Consider the following 17,733-nt stretch of genomic DNA (forward strand, 5'->3'; position numbering starts at 1 on the left):
CCGGGAACCGGTTCATCTGCGGCATTCCACGCGGAGCGCGGACTGACCGGGCCTCGCCCCGGGACCGAACTTACTTTGTAAAGACGGCTGCCGGAGAACGTCGGAAAACTCTCAGAACGGCGACATACGCCGTTCGCCGGAGGCGAGGGCCCGCTACGGGTTTGGATAGGGGTGTGCCGAACCCGTGACGAGAGGGCAGCACACCGTGATCGACTACCCAGCGGACCCCGCCTGCGCCGGGGTGATCTGGATGCGCGGCATCGCCGACGCCGGCCCGCGCCGGGCCACCCGCACGTTCGCCGACGCCCTGTTCGAGGCGTTCGGGAAGGGCGCGGCCCGCACCGACGTGCTCCAGGCGTGCGCGCCGCGCGCCACGGCGCTCCCGCAGAGCCGCCTGCTCGGCTCGCGCGCCGCCACCCTTCCGCTGCCGCCGCCCCGCTCGCCGGTCACCGGCGACGACGCGGGCATCAGGCCGTGGCGGTTCGACCGAGAGGAGAACGACGAGGGCGGCAGACCCCGCCTGATCGCCCGCACCACCGCCCGCTGGAGCGACCCGGCCGCCGGGACGGTCCAGGCGGCGGTCGTGCTGCGCGACTCGCCGCGCGGGCTGGTGGAATGGGGCGTGGCCGCGCACGCCGAGCGGGGCTGGACGCACCGGGCGGTGCCGCCGTGCGTCCGGCTCGGCATCGACCGCCAGCACATCTGCGACTCCGGCGGGCTGCCGGTGACCGGCGAGCCGCTGAAGCTGTTCCCCCTGGACGGCGTGCCGGCGGACGACGCGGCCGAGGACGAGCGGCTCGCGCTGGTCGCGGGCAGCCTGGAGCATCCGGAGCGCAGCGTCGGCGTGCTGGTCGTGTCGCTCGACTCCCGCAAGGCGCTGGCCAGCATCGACACCCTGTTCCGGGTGCACTGGCCGGGGCTGCTGAGCGTGGCGGTCGTGATCGAGCAGGGCCGCCGGGTGCTGGCCGGGCTGCTGCCCGAGCGGGCGATCCCGGCGGGCGGCGCGCGGTACTTCGGGCCGTCCGGGAGACCCGAGGACGACACGACGTTCACGCGTTCGGCCGTCCGGGACCGGCACGGCCTGCTCACCGCGCTGCTCGACGACGCGCTGACCGCCCGGTGCGGCGCCACCCCGGCGGGCGTGGCGGCCGAGGCGGCGGCGCTGCTCGACGAGCAGTTGCCCCGGCGCCCGCGACCCCCGGTCCCGCCGCCCGCCGAGCCGCCGTCGGACGAGACCGCCGCGCCGTCCGAGGCGGACCGGCTCCGGATCCGGCTGGCCGAACTGGAAGCGGTGCTCGCCGACTCCGAACGCCGTTCCAGGACGCAGCTGACGCTGCTGCGCGACGAGGCGTCCGCCGCGCACCAGGCGCGGACGCAGGCCGAGCAGCACGCCGACCACCTGGCCCGGCAACTCGCGGAGGCGCTGACCGAGCGGGACCTGTTCGCCGAGGCCCTGGACGACGCGGAGGCCGAGCGCGACGCGGCCGTCCGGGACCGGGGCGTCCTGGCGGCGCGGCTCGCCGACGTCGCTCCGGCGGTCGCGAGCGCGCCGCCCCCGGCGGTCGCGGACCGGGTGCCCGGGTCGTTCGAGGCGCTCATCGCGGAGGCCGCCGCGCGGTGCCCGCTGCTCGTCCTGGACGACCTGGACGGATCGGTCGCCGCCGCGCTCGACCCGCATCCGAAGGCGGCGTCGTGGCGGCGCAAGGCGCGGGACGCGCTGGCCACCCTGGAGGCCTACGCGCGGGCCAAGCAGCGGGCCCGCCGGGCCGGGACCCCGCCCGGCCCGCACCTGGCCGACCTGCTGGCGTTCGTCCGGTCGGGCGCGCCGGGCGCGCTGATCAGCGCGAACATCATCGCGCTGGCGGAGTCGGACCGGGTGGAGCACCAGGAGAAGTTCCGGCAGGCGCGGATGTTCCCGGTGCGGCCGGCGACGCACCCGTCCGGCCGGGCCTGCTTCACGGCGCACATCAAGCTCGAACGCTGCAAGCCCCCCGCGCCGCGCCTGCACTTCTACGACGACTCCGACAAGACCGGCCTGATCTACGTCGGCTACCTCGGCCCGCACCTGGCCACCGGCCGGACCAACTGACCCCTCGCGACCCCCGGCTGTTTCTCTCACGACCACCGAATGGCTCCGTCACGACCGTGGGCGAGCGGACTCGGCGCCGCGCGTGTCGCCGCGCTCGTGGCGGGGTCGGTTCGCGTCCGCGCGCGGGTCGGGAGTGGAGGGGTGGGGCATGTGCGGGTCGGCCCAGAAGTCGATCAGCTCGGCGGCGGGCAGGGAGGGGTACGGGCCGGGCGGTGGCGTCCGGCCCGTGCGCATCGCCCAGAGGGTGACCAGGGACAGCGCCATCTGCTCCTCGTCGGCCGAGGCGGTGCGGCGGGGCGTCGCCGGGGCCTCCGTAGAGGGTGCGGCGCTCAAGGGCGAACCTCCGATTGCGGTGCGGTGCGGGGAAACCGGCGCTTCTTACTCTGCGGCATCATCCGGCCGCGAATCGCAGCATTCGGGTAATCCCGGACAGCCTGCGCGTGCTTTCCCGGATTCCGCCGGTATCCGGGAAACCGGCCGCCGCACGCGGTGGTGAATGTGTCAGGTGACCGGGAGGGCGGGCGGGACGGATGAGAGCATGGGCCTGCGCCCGCCCGTCTCACCCGAATGGACCGGCGAATGTCCGCACCCGAACGTCAATGCCACCCCTGCGGCGGGGCCGTCGAGGCCCTGCGCCGCAACCTCCGCCTCGCCGGCAGGCCGACGCTGAACACCCTGGACCGGCTGTCCCGCCGCCTGGAGGGACGCGAGGTCCACGGCGTCGCGGTCGTCGGCGTCCCGCGCTCGACGCTCAGCGACCTGTTCAACCTCGTCCCGGCGCGGCGGCCCCGCCGGGAGAAGGTCGAGTCGGTGTGGGCGGTGATCTACGCCTACGCGCTCGACAAGGGCCTGGACGTGTCCGCGATGGTGTCGCTGGAAGAACTGCGCGACCTCTACGACCGGCGCGTCCCGGCGGAGGGCGGGGCCGAGGACGCGTCCCCGGCCCACGACGCGTCCGGCTTCGGGGTGCCCGCTCCGTCGCGCGACGTGGACCGGTCGCCGCCGCTCCGGGCGGCGCACGCTCCGCCGGTGCACCGGACGCCCGGACGGCTGTCCTCCGCGGCGTCCCGGACGGCGGCGGGCGCGCTGATCGAGGCTCCGGAGCGTCCGGTGCCGGGCCGCCGCCGGACCCCCGGCCAGGTGCTCGCCGACGCCGGCCTGCGCGGACGCCGCGCCTGGTGGCGGCCCTACGACGACGTCGTCCCGCCGGACGCCGAGCGGTACCTGACGCTGGAGCCGGACCTCGCCGACATCCGCGTGTTCGCGCCCGCGCGCGTCCCCGACCTGCTGCTGTCCGCCGACTACGCGCGCCACCTGTTCGTGCTCGACACCCCCGACACCGACCCGGACCGGCTGCGCCGCCGCGTCGAACTGCTGGAGTTCCGGCAGGACGTCCTGTTCGGGCCGCGCCCGCCCCGGCTGTGGGCGATCATCACGCGCCGCGCGCTGGCCCTGGACGTCGGCGACGACGCGGTCCGGCGCGCGCAGCTGCGGCATCTGATCGGTATGGCGGGCCGTCCGGGGGTGACCGTGCAGATCCTCGCCGACGAGGACGCGGGCTTCGCGGTGGCGGACGGCGCGGTGACGGTGATGCGGTTCCCGGACCGGGACCGTCCCGACCTGGTGCGCGTCGAGCAGTCCGGCACGTCCATCTACCCGGACGAGCCCGACGTCATCTCCCATTTCGTCGCGCAGCACGGCCGGCTGCTGATCAAGGCGGAGCCTCCGGAGCGCACGCTCCCCCTCCTGCGATCCCTGCTGGCCGAAGGCTAGAACGGCACGCCCGGCACCCGGGGGCGCGCTCGGCTCCGGCCGCATGCTCGGCTCCGGCCGCGTGCACGGCTCCGGCCGCGTGCACGGCCTCGGCTGCGAGGAATGGCGCGCGGGTGGCGTGCGGAGGTGCCGACCGGGTTCAGTCACCGGTTCGCTGTCGCCGGGCGGGCGCTTCTGCTGTGATGGAGGCACAAGGAGGGCGGACCATGACCGGCGACGAGCAGGAGATCCTCGCGGCGGCCGAGCGGGACCTGATGGGCGACATCGACACCACGGTCCCGCACTCGGCCCGGATCTGGAACTACTGGCTGGGCGGCAAGGACTACTTCCCGGTGGACCAGGCGGCGGGCGACGACTACACCGCCGTGTACCCGGCGATCGTGGACCTGGCGCGGGCGTCGCGCGCGTTCCTCGGCCGGGCCGTCCGGCACCTGGCGGGGGAGTGCGGCGTCCGGCAGTTCCTGGACGTCGGCACCGGCCTGCCGACCGAGGGGAACACGCACGAGGTCGCGCAGGGCGTCGCGCCCGGCAGCCACATCGTGTACGTGGACAACGACCCGCTCGTCCTCGTGCACGCGCGTGCGTTGCTGACGAGCCGCCCGGAGGGCGCGACGCACTACATCGAGGCCGACCTGCACGTCCCGAAGGACATCGCCGAGCGGGCGGCCGAGCACCTGGACTTCTCCCGGCCCGTCGCGCTGATGCTGATGGGCATCCTCGGGCACGTGAACGACGACGCGGAGGCGCGGTCGATCGTCGCGCAGCTGCTGGAGCCGCTGCCGTCCGGCAGCTACCTCGTGCTGTACGACGGGACGGCGACCGACCAGGCGTTCCTGGAGGCGCAGCAGGGTTACGACGAGACCGGCGCGGTTCCCTACCGGCTGCGGCATCCGGACCAGATCCGTTCGTTCTTCACCGGCCTCGAGCTGCTCGAACCGGGCGTCGTGCCGCTTCAGCAGTGGCGTCCGGACGCGTCCGGCGACCACGGCGAGGTGGACGCGTACTGCGGGGTCGGCCGCAAGCCGTAGAAGCGCGCCTCGCGACCGCGGCGGTGACCTGGGCTGGTCCCACGAGGCGGGTCCGGCGTCCTTTCAGGGTGTTGTCAGCGTGTCCGGCCCGAGGCATCGTGAGGGAGGACGCCGGCGTCGTGGATGCGCGCACGGCCCGGCGCCCCGAGGGCCGTGGGGGGAGGCCGTCACCCGGGGCGCCGGGTGCCCGCGCGGCAGCGCCGCAGCGGGCGGTTCCGGCCTGGGACCAGGGGCGGGTAGGTTCCGGGCCGGAGCTTTTCCCGAGAACAGAGCGCATGAAAACCAGGGACGCGGGTCGAAGGCACCCTCCTCACGCGCCCGCGCGTCAGGGAGGGCCCACCTCCGGACCCGCTTCATGACGGAACATAACGCCAATCGGTCGGAATTGGTAGGTGTTCTCCGGCGAACCTGTCGTGATCGACATCCGGAACTACTCCTCGGCGAACGGCCGCGGCGGCGCCGGCGGGTTGCCGGTGGACGCCACGACCGCCGCGGCGATGTCGTGGAGCTTGCGGTTGCCGTTCTGGGACGCGCGGCGCAGCATCTCGAAGGCCGCGGGCGCGGGCAGCTTGCGGCGCGCCATCAGCACCCCGACGGCCTGGTCGATCACCGTCCGGGACGCCAGCGCGTGCCGCATCTGGTGGATCAGCCGCGTCTCCCGGGCGCGCGTCTCCACCGCCGCGAGCAGGAGCCCGGTCTGGTCGGCGATCAGCGCGGCCAGGTGCTCGGCGCCGCCCGCCAGGCCGTCCGGGCTCTCGAAGTACAGGTTCAGCGTGCCCGGCGCCGTCCCCTCCGGATTGAGCGGAAAGCAGTAGAGGCTGTGGACGCGGTGCTCCAGCAGCCGCTCGGCCAGCGCCCGCCAGCGCGACTCGGTCGAGGCGTCGGGGACGGCCGCCCGGACGCCGTCGCGCATCGCGCGCACGCACGGGCCGTCCTCGCTGCGGCGCTGGAACTCCTGCATCAGCGCGGGGATCCGCGTGGTGGAGGCGACGGTCTCCTGCTTCCCGTCGCGGGTCAGCGTGACCCCGACGGCCGGACGCCCGGGCAGCGCCTTGCTGGTCACCTCGGTGGCGAGCCGCAGCGCCTCGTCGAGGTCGACCGCGTAGAGCAGCAGCGCGGTCAGCTCGTGCAGGCTCCGCGCGACCAGCTCGGGGTCGACGGGCGCACCGTCGACGGGCTCTCTCATGGCTCTCCGCCCGGAGGACGAACCAGAACGTCCTGAACCATTCCACGCTTGGCCCGATCCATGCCGCCGGTGCCGAAGTCGCGCGCGCATGGTCTCGCACGCCCCGCGGACCCGTCGAGGGGCCGGCCCGGGTCAGTCGCCGACCTGGCCGGTGGACGGTGCGGTGTCGAGGCCGGACAGCAGCTCGCGGAGCAGGTCGGCGAGCTGGCCGCGGCGCTCGGGGGAGAGGTGGCCGATCAGCCGGTCCTCGGCCGCGAGCAGGTCGGCGACGACGCGGTCGAGGAGCGCGTTGCCCGCCGCGGTGAGCGTGACGGCGCGGGCGTGGTAGCCGGAGCCGGTGGTGGTCCGCTCGACCAGGCCCGATTTCGCCGCCCGCTCCACCCGCTGGGTGATCGCGCCCCGCGTCACCATGCAGGCGTCGGCCAGCTCGCCCGGGCTCATCCGGTACGGCGCGCCGGCGCGGCGGAGCGTGGAGAGCAGGTCCAGCGTCGCGACGTCCACGCCCAGGTCGGCGAGCAGGCGGCGGCGCTCGTCGCCGAACGCCTTCGCCGCCCACCAGATCCGCGTGATGACCCCGATCGACTCCACCGGGGCGCCCGGCAGCTCCCGCCGCCAGGCGTCCGCGATGTCGTCGGCCCGGTCGCGCCCCGCGCTGTCGCGTTCCGCGCTGTCGCGTTCCGCGCTGTCGCGTTCCGCGCTGTCGCGTTCCGCGCTGTCGCGTTCCGCGCTGTCGCGTTCCGCGCCGTCGCGTCCGGTGCCGTCGCGTCCGGTGCCGTCGCGTCCGGTGCCGTCGCGTCCGGTGCCGTCGCGTCCGGCGGCGCCGGGGACGGGGGCGAAGGCGGGTGGGTCAGCGGCCACGCTCGGCGCCGCCGTTCACCTGGATGATCTGCGCGGTGACGTGTCCGGCGCCCGGCGAGGCGAGCCAGTGGACGGTCTCGGCGACGTCCTCCGGCGTCCCGGCGCGTCCGGTGTGGGTCTGCCCGATGAGCATCGCGCGGCGCTCGTCGTCCATCGTGCCGCGGAAGAACTCGGTGTCGTCGATGAAGCCGGGCGCGACCACGTTCACGGTGATGCCGCGCGGGCCGAGCGCGGCGGCGAGGTCGCCGGAGTACGGGTGCAGCGCCGCCTTCATCGGCCCGTACGAGCTGCCGCCCGACCCGCGGAACGCCGCGATCGAGGTGAGGAAGACGACGCGTCCGGACGGGTTGAGGAGGTCCCGCAGCGCCTCGGTCGGCAGCACCGCGGTCAGCACGTTGGCGCGGAAGTTTCCCGTCCAGCGCTCGGCGAGGTCCGCGGTGTCCCCGTGCCGTTCGACGTTGCCGCCCGCGTTGTTGACCAGGACGTCGATGGCGCCGAACCGCTCGGCCAGCTCGGCGCGCACGCGCTCGACGTCGGCGGGTTCGCTCAGGTCGGCCCGGATGGCCGTGCCGCCGATCTCCTTGGCCGCCCGCTCCAGGACGTCCTCCCGCCGACCGATGACGACCACCTGGTCACCGTCCTCGGCGAAGCGCCGCGCCACCGCCTTGCCGATGCCGGTCCCGCCGCCGCTGACCACGACCGTCCGTGCCATGACCGCACCTCCTGAATATGACTTTAGGCCTAAACTCATAGTAGCCCCCGCTGCCGGGTTCACACCAGGAGGGCACTAGGTTCCCTACCGTGGACATACGGACGAGACCGGCTGAACCAGGCGATTACGAACGGATCATCGGCGTGGTGGACGACTGGTGGGGGCGCCCCATCGCGGCCGTCCTGCCGCGCCTGTTCCTGGACCACTTCCACCGGACCAGCCTGGTCGCCGAGGACGGCGACGGCCTGGCCGGGTTCGTCATCGGCTTCCTGTCGCCGTCCGAACCGGACGACGCCTACATTCACTTCGTCGGCGTCGCGCCACGGCTCCGGGGAGGCGGCCTGGCGCGAAGCCTCTACCGGCGGTTCTTCGAGCTGGCCGCGTCCGAGGGGCGGACGCGTGTCAAGGCGATCACCTCACCGGCGAACCGGGGCTCCATCGCCTTCCACACCGCGCTCGGCTTCGCGGTCGCCGGGCCCGTCCCCGACTACGACGGGCCCGGCGTCGACCGCGTGGTCTTCGAGCGTCCGCTCTAGAGGCCGAGGCGCTTGGCGACGATCTCGTTCATGATCTCGTTCGTGCCGCCGCCGATGCCGAGGATGCGGACGTCGCGGTAGTGCCGCTCGACCTCCGACTCGCGCAGGTACCCCATGCCGCCGTGCAGCTGCACCGCCTCGTTCACGACGTTCTCGCAGGCGAGGACGGCGGTGTTCTTGGCGTAGGCCATCTCGGTGAAGACGTCCTCGCCCGCCGCGTGCCGATCGGCGACGTGGCGGGTGTAGACGCGCGCGACGTCCACCTGCCGCGCCATCTCGGCGATCCGGTGCCGGACGAGCTGCCGCGACGACAGCGGGCGCCCGAACGTCTCCCGGTCGCGCACCCACCGCATCGTCAGGTCGAGGCAGCGCTGCGCGTGCGCGTACGCCTGGACGGCCAAGGAGAGCCGCTCGGCGACGAAGTTCTGCACGATCTGCACGAAGCCGCTGTTCTCCTCGCCGACGAGGTTCGCCACCGGAACGCGGACGTCGCTGAACGACAGTTCGGCGGTGTCGGAGCAGAGCCAGCCCATCTTCCGCAGCGACCGGGAGACGGTGAATCCGGGCGTGCCCTTCTCGATGACCAGCAGCGAGATGCCGCCGAAACCCGGCCCGCCCGTCCGCACGGCCGTCGTCACGAAGTCGGCCCGCACACCGGAGGTGATGTACAGCTTCGACCCGTTCACCACGTACGAGTCCCCGTCGCGGACGGCCGTCGTGCGCAGGTTCGCCACGTCCGACCCGGCGTCCGGCTCGGTGACGCCGAGCGCGCCGATCTTCTCCCCGGCCAGCGTCGGGGCGGCGAACCGCGCGATCAGGTCGGCGTCGCCCGACAGGACGATGTGCGGGATCGCGATGCCGTGCGTGAACAAGGACGCGACCAGCCCGCCCGAGCCGCCCGCGAGGATCATCTCCTCGGTCGCGATCAGCGCGTCGACCACCGACCCGCCCTGCCCGCCCGCCGACTCGGGGAACCCGACCCCGAGCAGCCCCGCCTCGGCGGCCCTGCGGTGCAGCGCGCGCGGCAGCTCCCCGGCCTCCTCCCACTCGTCCAGGTGGGGGAGCACCTCCCGCTCGGTGAAGTCCCGCACCATCTTGCGCAGGGCCACCCGTTCGGGCGTGCTCCACTGGTCCTCTGCCACGACCGCGCCTCCACATCGCTCTAGAATCCGATTCGGAACCTATCCGACGTCCCGTCCAACAAGAAACCCCGAGCGTGCGAGCCGAGCTGCGAGTTCCGCCCGGCGCGCGCCTCCCGCGCAGCGGGAACACTTTGCCGATTGGCGGGCGGTCCGAGGACGTCCCGGGAGGATCCGGAGTCCGGCCGCGGGGAAGATCACCCCCCGAGGGGGGAGCGGCGCGATGACGCAGGCCGGGACGGAGCTGTACGCCACGCTGGACGAGCTGGCCGCGCGCATCGAGCCGCGCGTCATCGAGTGGCGGCACCACCTGCACCGGCATCCGGAACTGTCGAACCGGGAGAAGAACACCGCCCGGTTCATCACCGACCACCTCGAAACGCTGAACCTGGACGAGATCCGCACCGGCATCGCGGGACACGGTGTCGTCGGCGTCCTCGAAGGCGGCCGGGCGGGCGACCGGGTGATGGCGCTGCGCGCGGACTTCGACGCCCTTCCGGTCAAGGAGACCTCGGGCGTCGACTTCGCCTCCACCGTCGTGGACGAGACGTACCCGGGCGGCCCGTTCCCGGTCGCGCACGCGTGCGGGCACGACTGCCACACCGCGATGCTGATGGGAGCCGCGACCGTCCTGGCGGACGTCCGCGATCGGCTTCCCGGAACCGTCCTGTTCGTCTTCCAGCCCGCCGAGGAAGGGCCGCCGATCGACGCCGACGGCACCGCCGAGAAGGGCGGCGCGGCCGAGATGCGGGCCGAGGGCGCGCTGGACGACCCGTCCCCGACCATGGTCTACGGCATGCACGTCGCCCCGCTGCCGAAGGGCTGCGTCGGCTACCGCGTCGGCAACCAGTTCGGCGCGTCCTGCGTGGTCCGGATCGTCGTGACCGGCAGGCAGGTGCACGGCTCCACCCCCTGGGAGGGCGTCGACCCGCTGCCCCCGGCGGCCGAGATCATCACCGCCACCGGCCAGATGTACCGGCAACTGGACGCCTCGCACCCGTTCACCGTCACCATCGGGCACGTCCAGGACGTCGGCCGCTTCAACATCATCGGCCGGCGTGTCGCGCTGCTCGGCACGCTCCGCTGCTCGATCGAGTCCGACATGACCCGATTGCAGGACATCGTCCGGCGCACGGCCGAGAACATCGCGCGGGCCTACGGCTGCACCGCGACCACCGAATTCCTCCAGGACGTCCCGGCCGTCCACAACGAGCCGGAATGGGTGGACGCCGCCCTCCCGACGCTCCGGCGCGTGGCCGGCCCGCAGAACGTCGTCACGACCCCGCCGACCCTCGGGTACGACGACGTCTCGGTCTTCGTCAACGCCTACGGCGGCCTCTACGTCCTGCTCGGCTGCCAGGACCTGGACCTCACCGCCGACGGGATCGTCCCGTCCCCGGGCGGACGCGGCATGGTCTTCAACCACAACCCCGCCTTCTACGCCGACGACACGGTCCTGGCCACCGGCGTCCGCCTCCACGCGAACATCGCCGTCGACCACCTCCACGGCACGCTGGAACCATCATGACGATGTGCACTCAACTGATTACAGAGCGTGCGACTTGGGAAGAAGGCAGGCGAAGTACCAACACTGGAGGAGTTGCCATGAAACGTCCGCTTGCCTGGCTGGCGACCGGCCTGCCCGCTGCCGCCGTCCTCGCCGTCGCGCCCGTCGCGCTCGGTTCACCGGCCGCCGACGCGGCGCAGACCGTGAGCATCCGCACCTTCGCCGGCAAGTGCCTGGACGTCAAGGGCGCGTCCCGCCACAATGACGCACCCATCGTCCAGTACCGCTGCAACGGCCAGAACAACCAGCGGTTCCACCTCCGGCGCCTCGCTCACGGCCGGGTCCAGATCCGCACCTTCGCGGGCAAGTGCCTGGACGTGCGGCAACGCTCGAACGCCGACAACGCGACCATCGTCCAGTACCACTGCAACGGCCGCTGGAACCAGCACTTCCGCCTCGGCCCGCTCCACGTGATCGGCCCGATCACCACCTTCGCCCACAAGTGCCTGACGATGAAGGGCAACATCCCGATCGACGACATCCCCCTCGTCCAGCTCCGCTGCAGCGGCCTGCCCACCCAGCAGTTCACCGTCCTCTGACACCCACCCGCAGGCCCCCGGACGCCCACCCGCCTCCGAGGGCCTGCCCACCCCACCCAGAACGCACGGGTTTCCTCAGAAGAGGAAGCCGAGGTCGGGTTCGCCGTTCCAGGTCAGTGAGGCTCCCGGACGATCGAAGGCGTCGAGCGCGGCGCCGGCGGTCTCGAGGGCGAGTTGCAGGGCTTGGATGCCGTCCACTCCGTGGGACGTGTAGCGGTGCTCCTCACCCAAGCCGGTGATTTCGACGGGGCAGGCGAAGTCGCCGTGCTCGTCCCTTTGCGGGCGTCCCAGCAGGACGGTCACCTCGCTGCGGTTCCCGCGCTCGTCGAGGAGCAGCGTTCGTGTTGCCGCCAGTTCCATGGGACTGATCTTTCCCACGCGAGCGGCGAATCATGGCCCTGCCCGAAGTCTCTGTCGCGGAGACGAGGTGGTTTCGTCCGGCCGGGCCCTGGGCCGGACGAAACCGGGCAGAAGGAGACGCTGTGTCTGCGCGTCAGGAAAGGACGGCGGCGGTGATGGTGCGGGCCACCGCTTCCGGGTGGGAGAGGGCGACGGCGTGCGAGGCGCCCGCCAGCTCGACCGTCTCGGCTCCCACACGGGCGGCGGCGGCGCGCTGGGCGTCGGGGTCGATGGCGTGGTCGGCGCCGGCGATGACGAAGCGGGACGGCAGGCGCTTCCAGCCCGGCTCCACGGCGAGGGGCTCGGACAGGGCGCGCTCGGCGATCGGACGCTGCGACGCGCCCATCAGCGCCGCCCGGTCGGTGGGCAGGTCGGCGCAGAACACCGAGTGGAAGCGGGCCTCGTCGATGGTGAACTCGGTGGCGGTGCCCGCGCCGTCCGGGTAGGCGGCCGGGACGAGGGCCGTGCCCAGCTCGGCGGGCGGGAAGCCCTCGACCGAGGAGAGCGCGCTCATGCCGGTGTCCAGGCCGAACGCGGCGACGAACACCAGGCCCTCGACGTTGCCCGCGGCCGACGAGGCGTGCGTGATGACCGGGCCGCCGTAGGAGTGGCCGACGAGCACCACCGGGCCGTCGATCTGGGAGACGAGCGAGGCGACGTAGTCCCCGTCGTGGGACAGCCCGCGCAGCGGGTTCGCGACGGCGCGGACCGGGGTCCCCGCCTCGCGCAGCCGCTCGATGACCGGACGCCAGCTGGAGGCGTCGGCGAACGCGCCGTGCACGAGGACGACGGTGGGTGAAGTCATGCGAAACCTTTCAGGGTGATGGCTGAGGGGGCGGGAGCCCGCTGAGAGCAACGGGGACGCGAGGCCGCCGTCGGCCGCGTCTTCAGCGGGCGCCTGCCTTCGGTGGTCGGGTCAGGAGTGCAGGGCGTCGTGCAGGAACTCGCCCGCCTGCCGCGTGGCGGCCTTGGCGGCGTGGGTGTCGCGCAGCGCGTTGAGCATGACGAAGTCGTGGATGATGCCCTGGTACCGGACGGCCGTGACCGGCACCCCGGCCGCGCGGAGCTTGGCGGCGTAGGCCTCGCCCTCGTCGCGCAGCACGTCCGCCTCGGCGACGATGACCAGCGCGGGCGGCAGCCCGGCGAGGTCGTCGGCGGTCGCGCGCAGCGGCGAGGCGGTGATCTCGGCGCGCTGGGCGGGGTCGGTCGTGTACTGGTCCCAGAACCAGCGCATGCCCTCGCGGCTGAGGAAGTAGCCGGACTCGAACTGGTCGTAGGACGCGGTGTCGAACGACGCGTCGGTGACCGGGTAGAACAGGAGCTGCGCGGCCAGGGACGGGCCGCCGCGCCGCTTGGCCAGCAGCGTGGTCGCCGCGGCCATGTTGCCGCCGACCGAGTCGCCCGCGACGGCGATGCGCGAGGCGTCCAGGTCGTGCTCGGCGCCGTGCGCGGCGATCCACTCCAGCGCGGCGTAGATCTCCTCCAGCGCGACCGGGTAGCGGGCCTCGGGGGAGCGGCTGTACTCGACGAAGACCGTCGCGGCGTCCGCCCGGACGGTCAGCTCGCGGACGAGCCGGTCGTGCGTGTGGGCGTTGCCGAACACCCAGCCCGCGCCGTGGATGTAGAGCACGACCGGCAGCGCGCCGGTGGCGCCCGCCGGACGCAGCAGGCGGATCCGGACCGTCCCGCCGGGGCCGCCGGGGATCGCGAGGTCGAGCACGTCGGCGTCGGGGACGGGAACGTCGCCGTCCTGGACGCCGTCGACGGCCTTGCGTCCTTCGACCGGGCCGAGGTCGTACAGGTAGGGCGGGTTGGCGGTGGCCTCGACGAACTCCTGCGCGGCGGGTTCGAGAACAGGGCGTGGATTTGTCATGTGCCCAGCTTGGGGGCCGTTTCGTCCGGAGGCATCAGTCAGTCGACGGGTCTGTGGGAACTCAGTCGTCCGTCCGCCGGACTAAGTCGTCCGCGTGCCTCAGCCGTCGTCGCCGAGCGCGTCGGCCAGGAACGCCGCGCCCTGGCGGATGGCGGCGCGCGCGGGCGGGCTCGGCTGGAGGGCGGTCAGGGACACGAAGTCGTGCACCATGCCCAGGTAGCGCGCGCACGTGACCGCGACCCCGGCCTCGCGGAGCCGCCGCGCGTACTGCTCGGCCTCGTCGCGCACGACGTCGCCCTCGGCGGTGATGATCATCGCGGGCGGCAGGCCGGCCAGGTCCTCGCGGGTCGCGCGGAGCGGGGCCGCGACGGGATCGGCCAGCTCCCGCTCGTCCTCGACGTACTGCCGCCAGTACCAGCGCACCGCCTCGCGCGTCAGCAGGTGCCCGTCGGCGAAGCGGTGCTGGGACGGGCTGTCGGCGCGCGGATCGGTGATCGGCGAGTACAGCAGCTGGGCGCGCAGCCGGGGCCCGCCGCGCCGCCGCGCCAGCAGGGCGAGGACGGTCGCCAGCGTCGCGCCCGCGCAGTCGCCCGCGACCGCGACCCGGTCACCGCGCAGCCCCAGGTCCGGGGCGTGATCGACGGCCCAGGCCAGCACCGCGTAGCACTCCTCGACGGCGACGGGGTAGCGGGCCTCGGGCGTCCGGCTGTACTCGGGGACGACGAACGCCGCGCCGCTGCCCAGCACCAGCGCGCTGATCAGCCGCCAGTGCGTGTAGGCGTCGCCGAGCATCCAGCGTCCGCCGTGCACGTACAGCACGGCGGGCAGCGGCCCGGACGCCTCAGCAGGACGGAACACCCAGAAGCCGATCAATCCGGACGGCCCGACCGGCGCGGCGTGGAAAGCGGCCACCACGCGCGGATCCTCCGGGGCGTGGCCCTGGGCCTCCGCCAGCGCCAGCCGCCCGTCCACCGGGCCGATCTCGTGCAGGTAGGGCGGCTCGGCCGAGGCTTCGAGGAGCCGCCGCACGAGCGGATCCGGAACGAAGTCCATCAGCGGCACCTGGCCCTGGTCGGAGGGGAGAACGGACGAACCACTGTAATGCCGGGACGGACCGCCCCGGCGGGCGCCCTCAGCCGCGCTCGACGATCTCGCGCAGCTGGTGGCGGCGGCTCACCCCCAGCTTCGGATAGGCCTGGTAGAGGTGCGAACCGACCGTCCGCGGCGACAGCATGAGCCGCTCGGCGATCTCCCGGTTGGCCAGGCCCTGCGCCGCCAGCCGCACGATCTGCTGCTGCTGCGCGGTCAGCGCCGACAGCGGGTCGCCGGCCGGCGCGTCCGAAACGACACCCCCGCCGCCGCGCGCGCCCCCGCCGACGCCGCTGCGTGTGCGGCCGCTCGCGGCCGCGCTGAGGCCGGTCGCGCGCAGCTCGGCCGAAGTCTCCTCGGCCGGCCGGACGGCGCCGAGCCGGGTGAAGGCGTCCAGGGCGGCGGACAGCAGCGGCCGGGCCTCGGACGGGCGGCGACGCCGCCGCAGCCACCGCGCGTAGTGCAGCCGCGCGCGGGCCCGGTGCAGCGGCCACTGCTGCCCGGCCGGGTTGACGGTCGCGAGCCGGTAGTGGTGCTCGGCATCGGACGAGTCGTCCAGTAGCGCCGTGGCGTGGTGCAGCAGCATGGCCATCCGGGCCGTGGGCCGCTCACCGGCGTCCGCGCGGACGGCCTCCACCAGCGGCGCGGCGTCCTCGGGACGGCCGGTCCGCACCGCCAGGTCGGCCAGGTCCACGATCGACCGGGGCGACAGCATCGGGTGCAGGAACTCGCCGTCCGCGTAGAGGCCGCGCAGGTGCCGGTAGGCGCCCTCGAGGTCGTCCGCGGCCTCGGCCTGCGCGGACGCGGCGCGCAGCAGGTAGGCGTGCGTGACGCGGTTCTCCGCGAGAGGGACGGCCGTCCACAGGCGGTCGTCCAGCGGCCGGGGCCGTCCGCGCAGCGCGTCCAAGGTCGCGCGCAGCGCCGCCGCATCGACCGCGATGTAGGTGAGGTGGTGGACGGCCGCGAGCGTCGCGATCTCCGCGAGCAGCGCGTCCGCCTCGTCCCAGCGGCCCGTGTCCAGCAGGGACGCGGCCATCGGCACCAGGCACGGCGCGCCCTGGCCCATCGCGCCGCCCGCGCGCAGCCCGGCGAACGCGGTGCGGAAGGACTCCACGCACAGGTCCGACTCGTCGGCGTGCCAGGCGACCGAGCCGAGCGTGAGCAGGCGCATCACCTCGTCGGGGCCGTCCAGCGGCTTCCGCAGCGGCGACGGACGCGACGGATCCAGCAGCAGCGCCGCGTCGGACGCCGAGGACGCGCTCGCGCGCACCGGCAGCTCCACCAGCGCGCACGCGTCGTCGCTGAGGTCCTCGAAGCGGGCCGGGGAGCCGGGCTCGACGCGGACCTTCGCCAGGAACTCCGGCAGCCGCCGCCGGGCCTCCGGCAGGCCCGACTGGAACGCCACCGCGCCCAGCACCGACGTCAGCGACAGGACCGTGCGGCCGTCGCGCGGGGGCCGCCGGTCCAGGACGCCGGTCAGCAGCTCGACCGCCTCCCGCTGGCGGCCCGCCAGCGACAGGGCCATCGCCGTGCCGCGCGCCGCCGCGCCGAGGACGTCCGGGTCGCCGGTGAGCCGCGCGAGCCGTTCGTGCAGGTCGCGCACCCACACCGGGTCGCCCACCTGGTCGGCGGCGCTGAGCGCGCGCCCGTAGCGGCGGGCGCGCTCGGCCTCGCCGGGGGTGCACTCGGCGGCCCGCTCCAGCGCCCGCGCGGCGGCGAACCAGCCGCCGCGCGCCGCGGCCCGTCCGGCCGCCGCCTCCAGCTCGGCGGCCACCGACTCGTCGTCGCCCACGCACGCCGCCGCGCGGTGCCACGCCGAGCGGTCGGCGTCGTCGCGCAGCGCCGCGGCCAGGTCGTGGTGCGCCTGCCGCCGCAGGTGGGCCGGGGCGATCCGGTAGGCCGCCGCGCGCACCAGAGGATGCCGGAAGACGACCCGCTCGCCGGTGACGGTGACCAGTCCCGCGTCCTCGGCGGGACGCCACACCGTGAGGTCGGGGTCGTGCCCGGCCGCGCGCGTCACCGTCGCCAGGTCCCCGCCCTCGGCGGCCGCCGCGTACAGCACCGCGCGCCGCGTCGCCTCCGGCAGCGTGCGCAACCGGGCGGCGAACGTCTCCTGGACGCGGGAAAGGCGGTTCCCGGACGGCGCCGAGCGGCGCGAACCGGCGGCGGCCCGGCTCAGCTCGATGATCGCCAGCGGGTTGCCCTCGGCCTGCCGCAGCAGCTCCAGCCGGGCGCGTCCGGCGGGCGGGCGGGGCTGGGCGTCCAGCAGCCCGGCGGCGGCCCGCTCCGGCAGCGGCGGCAGCGCCAGCACCGGCGTCTCCGCCGTGACCTGCGGCGGCGGGACGTCCCCGCGCGCCGCGAGCAGCACCGCGATGCCCGGATCGGCCAGCCGGCGCGTGACGAACCCGAGCACGTCCGCCGAGTCCCGGTCGAAATGCTGGACGTCGTCCACCACCAGCACGACCGGCCGCCGCCGGGCCGCCCCCGTCAGCAGCGTCAGCACCGCGATGCGCAGCGGCAGCGGGTCGGGCGGACGCTCGGCCGCGACCATGCCGAACGCGATGTCGAGGGGCTCGCGAAGGTGCGCGGGCAGCGCGTCGAGGTCGCGCAGCAACGGCAGCAGCAACTGGTGCAGGCAGGCGAAGGAGTACCGCGACTCGGCCTCGTCGCCCTGCGCGCGCAGGACCAGCGCCCCCTCGGCGCGCAGCCGGCGCGCGGCGGCCTCCAGCAGCGCCGTCTTGCCCGCTCCGGCCTTACCGAGCACGAGCAGCTCGCGCGGGCCGTCCCCGTCAGGACGGCACGAGGCGAGCACGCGCGCCAGTTCGGCGTCCCGTCCGATCAGGGACGTCACCCCGACGTCCGGGCCGCCGTCTCCGGCCCTGTCCGCGCAGGCCCCCGCTCCGTCCCCCGCTCCGTCCCGCATCAGGACCATGCCTTCCGTCGTC

The 17,733-nt window shown here is 74.3% G+C and carries 16 protein-coding genes; 6 read left to right on the top strand and 10 right to left on the bottom strand.

What is annotated here, in order from left to right:
- Positions 1-205 precede the first annotated feature (205 nt).
- Positions 206-2,089, top strand: a complete 1,884-nt coding sequence (locus tag ACFPCY_RS22495) for a hypothetical protein (protein ID WP_378258139.1) — start codon at positions 206-208, stop codon at positions 2,087-2,089.
- A gap of 48 nt (positions 2,090-2,137) precedes the next feature.
- On the opposite strand, the gene ACFPCY_RS22500 is transcribed toward ACFPCY_RS22495, so the two are convergent.
- Positions 2,138-2,422 (bottom strand): hypothetical protein, encoded by a 285-nt coding sequence (locus ACFPCY_RS22500; protein ID WP_378258141.1) that lies wholly within the window; start codon positions 2,420-2,422, stop codon positions 2,138-2,140.
- A 246-nt stretch (positions 2,423-2,668) separates the two neighbouring features.
- Between ACFPCY_RS22500 and ACFPCY_RS22505 the strand changes: the two genes are divergently transcribed.
- Positions 2,669-3,862 (top strand): DUF5753 domain-containing protein, encoded by a 1,194-nt coding sequence (locus ACFPCY_RS22505; RefSeq protein WP_378258143.1) that lies wholly within the window; start codon positions 2,669-2,671, stop codon positions 3,860-3,862.
- Positions 3,863-4,068: 206 nt separating this feature from the next.
- Positions 4,069-4,890 (top strand): SAM-dependent methyltransferase, encoded by an 822-nt coding sequence (locus ACFPCY_RS22510; RefSeq protein ID WP_378258145.1) that lies wholly within the window; start codon positions 4,069-4,071, stop codon positions 4,888-4,890.
- 430 nt (positions 4,891-5,320) lie between these two features.
- Here ACFPCY_RS22510 and ACFPCY_RS22515 read toward each other — a convergent pair whose 3' ends face one another.
- The 3 genes from ACFPCY_RS22515 to ACFPCY_RS22525 form a co-directional block, all read right to left on the bottom strand.
- Positions 5,321-6,076 (bottom strand): GAF and ANTAR domain-containing protein, encoded by a 756-nt coding sequence (locus ACFPCY_RS22515; protein ID WP_378258146.1) that lies wholly within the window; start codon positions 6,074-6,076, stop codon positions 5,321-5,323.
- 132 nt (positions 6,077-6,208) lie between these two features.
- Complete coding sequence (locus tag ACFPCY_RS22520) at positions 6,209-6,934, bottom strand: MarR family winged helix-turn-helix transcriptional regulator (RefSeq protein ID WP_378258148.1); 726 nt, start codon at positions 6,932-6,934, stop codon at positions 6,209-6,211.
- A complete protein-coding gene (locus ACFPCY_RS22525) occupies positions 6,924-7,646 on the bottom strand; it encodes an SDR family NAD(P)-dependent oxidoreductase (RefSeq protein WP_378258149.1) in 723 nt (240 codons plus the stop codon). The genes ACFPCY_RS22520 and ACFPCY_RS22525 overlap by 11 nt, the downstream gene beginning before the upstream one ends.
- A 146-nt stretch (positions 7,647-7,792) precedes the next feature.
- On the opposite strand from ACFPCY_RS22525, the gene ACFPCY_RS22530 reads away from it, so the two are divergent.
- Positions 7,793-8,182, top strand: a complete 390-nt coding sequence (locus tag ACFPCY_RS22530) for a GNAT family N-acetyltransferase (RefSeq protein ID WP_378258151.1) — start codon at positions 7,793-7,795, stop codon at positions 8,180-8,182.
- Here ACFPCY_RS22530 and ACFPCY_RS22535 read toward each other — a convergent pair.
- On the bottom strand, positions 8,179-9,324 hold the full coding sequence (locus ACFPCY_RS22535) for an acyl-CoA dehydrogenase family protein (protein WP_378258154.1): 1,146 nt from the start codon (positions 9,322-9,324) through the stop codon (positions 8,179-8,181). The two genes, ACFPCY_RS22530 and ACFPCY_RS22535, sit on opposite strands and share 4 nt — an antisense overlap.
- Positions 9,325-9,544: 220 nt before the next feature.
- On the opposite strand from ACFPCY_RS22535, the gene ACFPCY_RS22540 reads away from it, so the two are divergent.
- On the top strand, positions 9,545-10,849 hold the full coding sequence (locus tag ACFPCY_RS22540; protein WP_378258156.1) for a M20 metallopeptidase family protein: 1,305 nt from the start codon (positions 9,545-9,547) through the stop codon (positions 10,847-10,849).
- A 77-nt stretch (positions 10,850-10,926) separates the two neighbouring features.
- Positions 10,927-11,427 (top strand): RICIN domain-containing protein, encoded by a 501-nt coding sequence (locus tag ACFPCY_RS22545; RefSeq protein WP_378258157.1) that lies wholly within the window; start codon positions 10,927-10,929, stop codon positions 11,425-11,427.
- 75 nt (positions 11,428-11,502) lie between these two features.
- Here ACFPCY_RS22545 and ACFPCY_RS22550 read toward each other — a convergent pair whose 3' ends face one another.
- The 5 genes from ACFPCY_RS22550 to ACFPCY_RS22570 form a co-directional block, all read right to left on the bottom strand.
- Complete coding sequence (locus ACFPCY_RS22550; protein WP_378258158.1) at positions 11,503-11,787, bottom strand: DUF6968 family protein; 285 nt, start codon at positions 11,785-11,787, stop codon at positions 11,503-11,505.
- A 133-nt stretch (positions 11,788-11,920) separates the two neighbouring features.
- Entirely contained in the window at positions 11,921-12,631 is a 711-nt protein-coding gene (locus ACFPCY_RS22555) for an alpha/beta fold hydrolase (protein WP_378258160.1), read from the bottom strand.
- A 111-nt stretch (positions 12,632-12,742) separates the two neighbouring features.
- Positions 12,743-13,699, bottom strand: a complete 957-nt coding sequence (locus ACFPCY_RS22560; protein ID WP_378258161.1) for an alpha/beta hydrolase — start codon at positions 13,697-13,699, stop codon at positions 12,743-12,745.
- Between the two features lie 99 nt (positions 13,700-13,798).
- Complete coding sequence (locus ACFPCY_RS22565; protein WP_378258162.1) at positions 13,799-14,752, bottom strand: alpha/beta hydrolase; 954 nt, start codon at positions 14,750-14,752, stop codon at positions 13,799-13,801.
- Between the two features lie 79 nt (positions 14,753-14,831).
- Positions 14,832-17,711, bottom strand: a complete 2,880-nt coding sequence (locus ACFPCY_RS22570; RefSeq protein WP_378258163.1) for an AAA family ATPase — start codon at positions 17,709-17,711, stop codon at positions 14,832-14,834.
- Positions 17,712-17,733: the final 22 nt, after the last annotated feature.

Source organism: Actinomadura gamaensis (assembly GCF_042652125.1).
GTDB lineage: Bacteria > Actinomycetota > Actinomycetes > Streptosporangiales > Streptosporangiaceae > Spirillospora > Spirillospora gamaensis.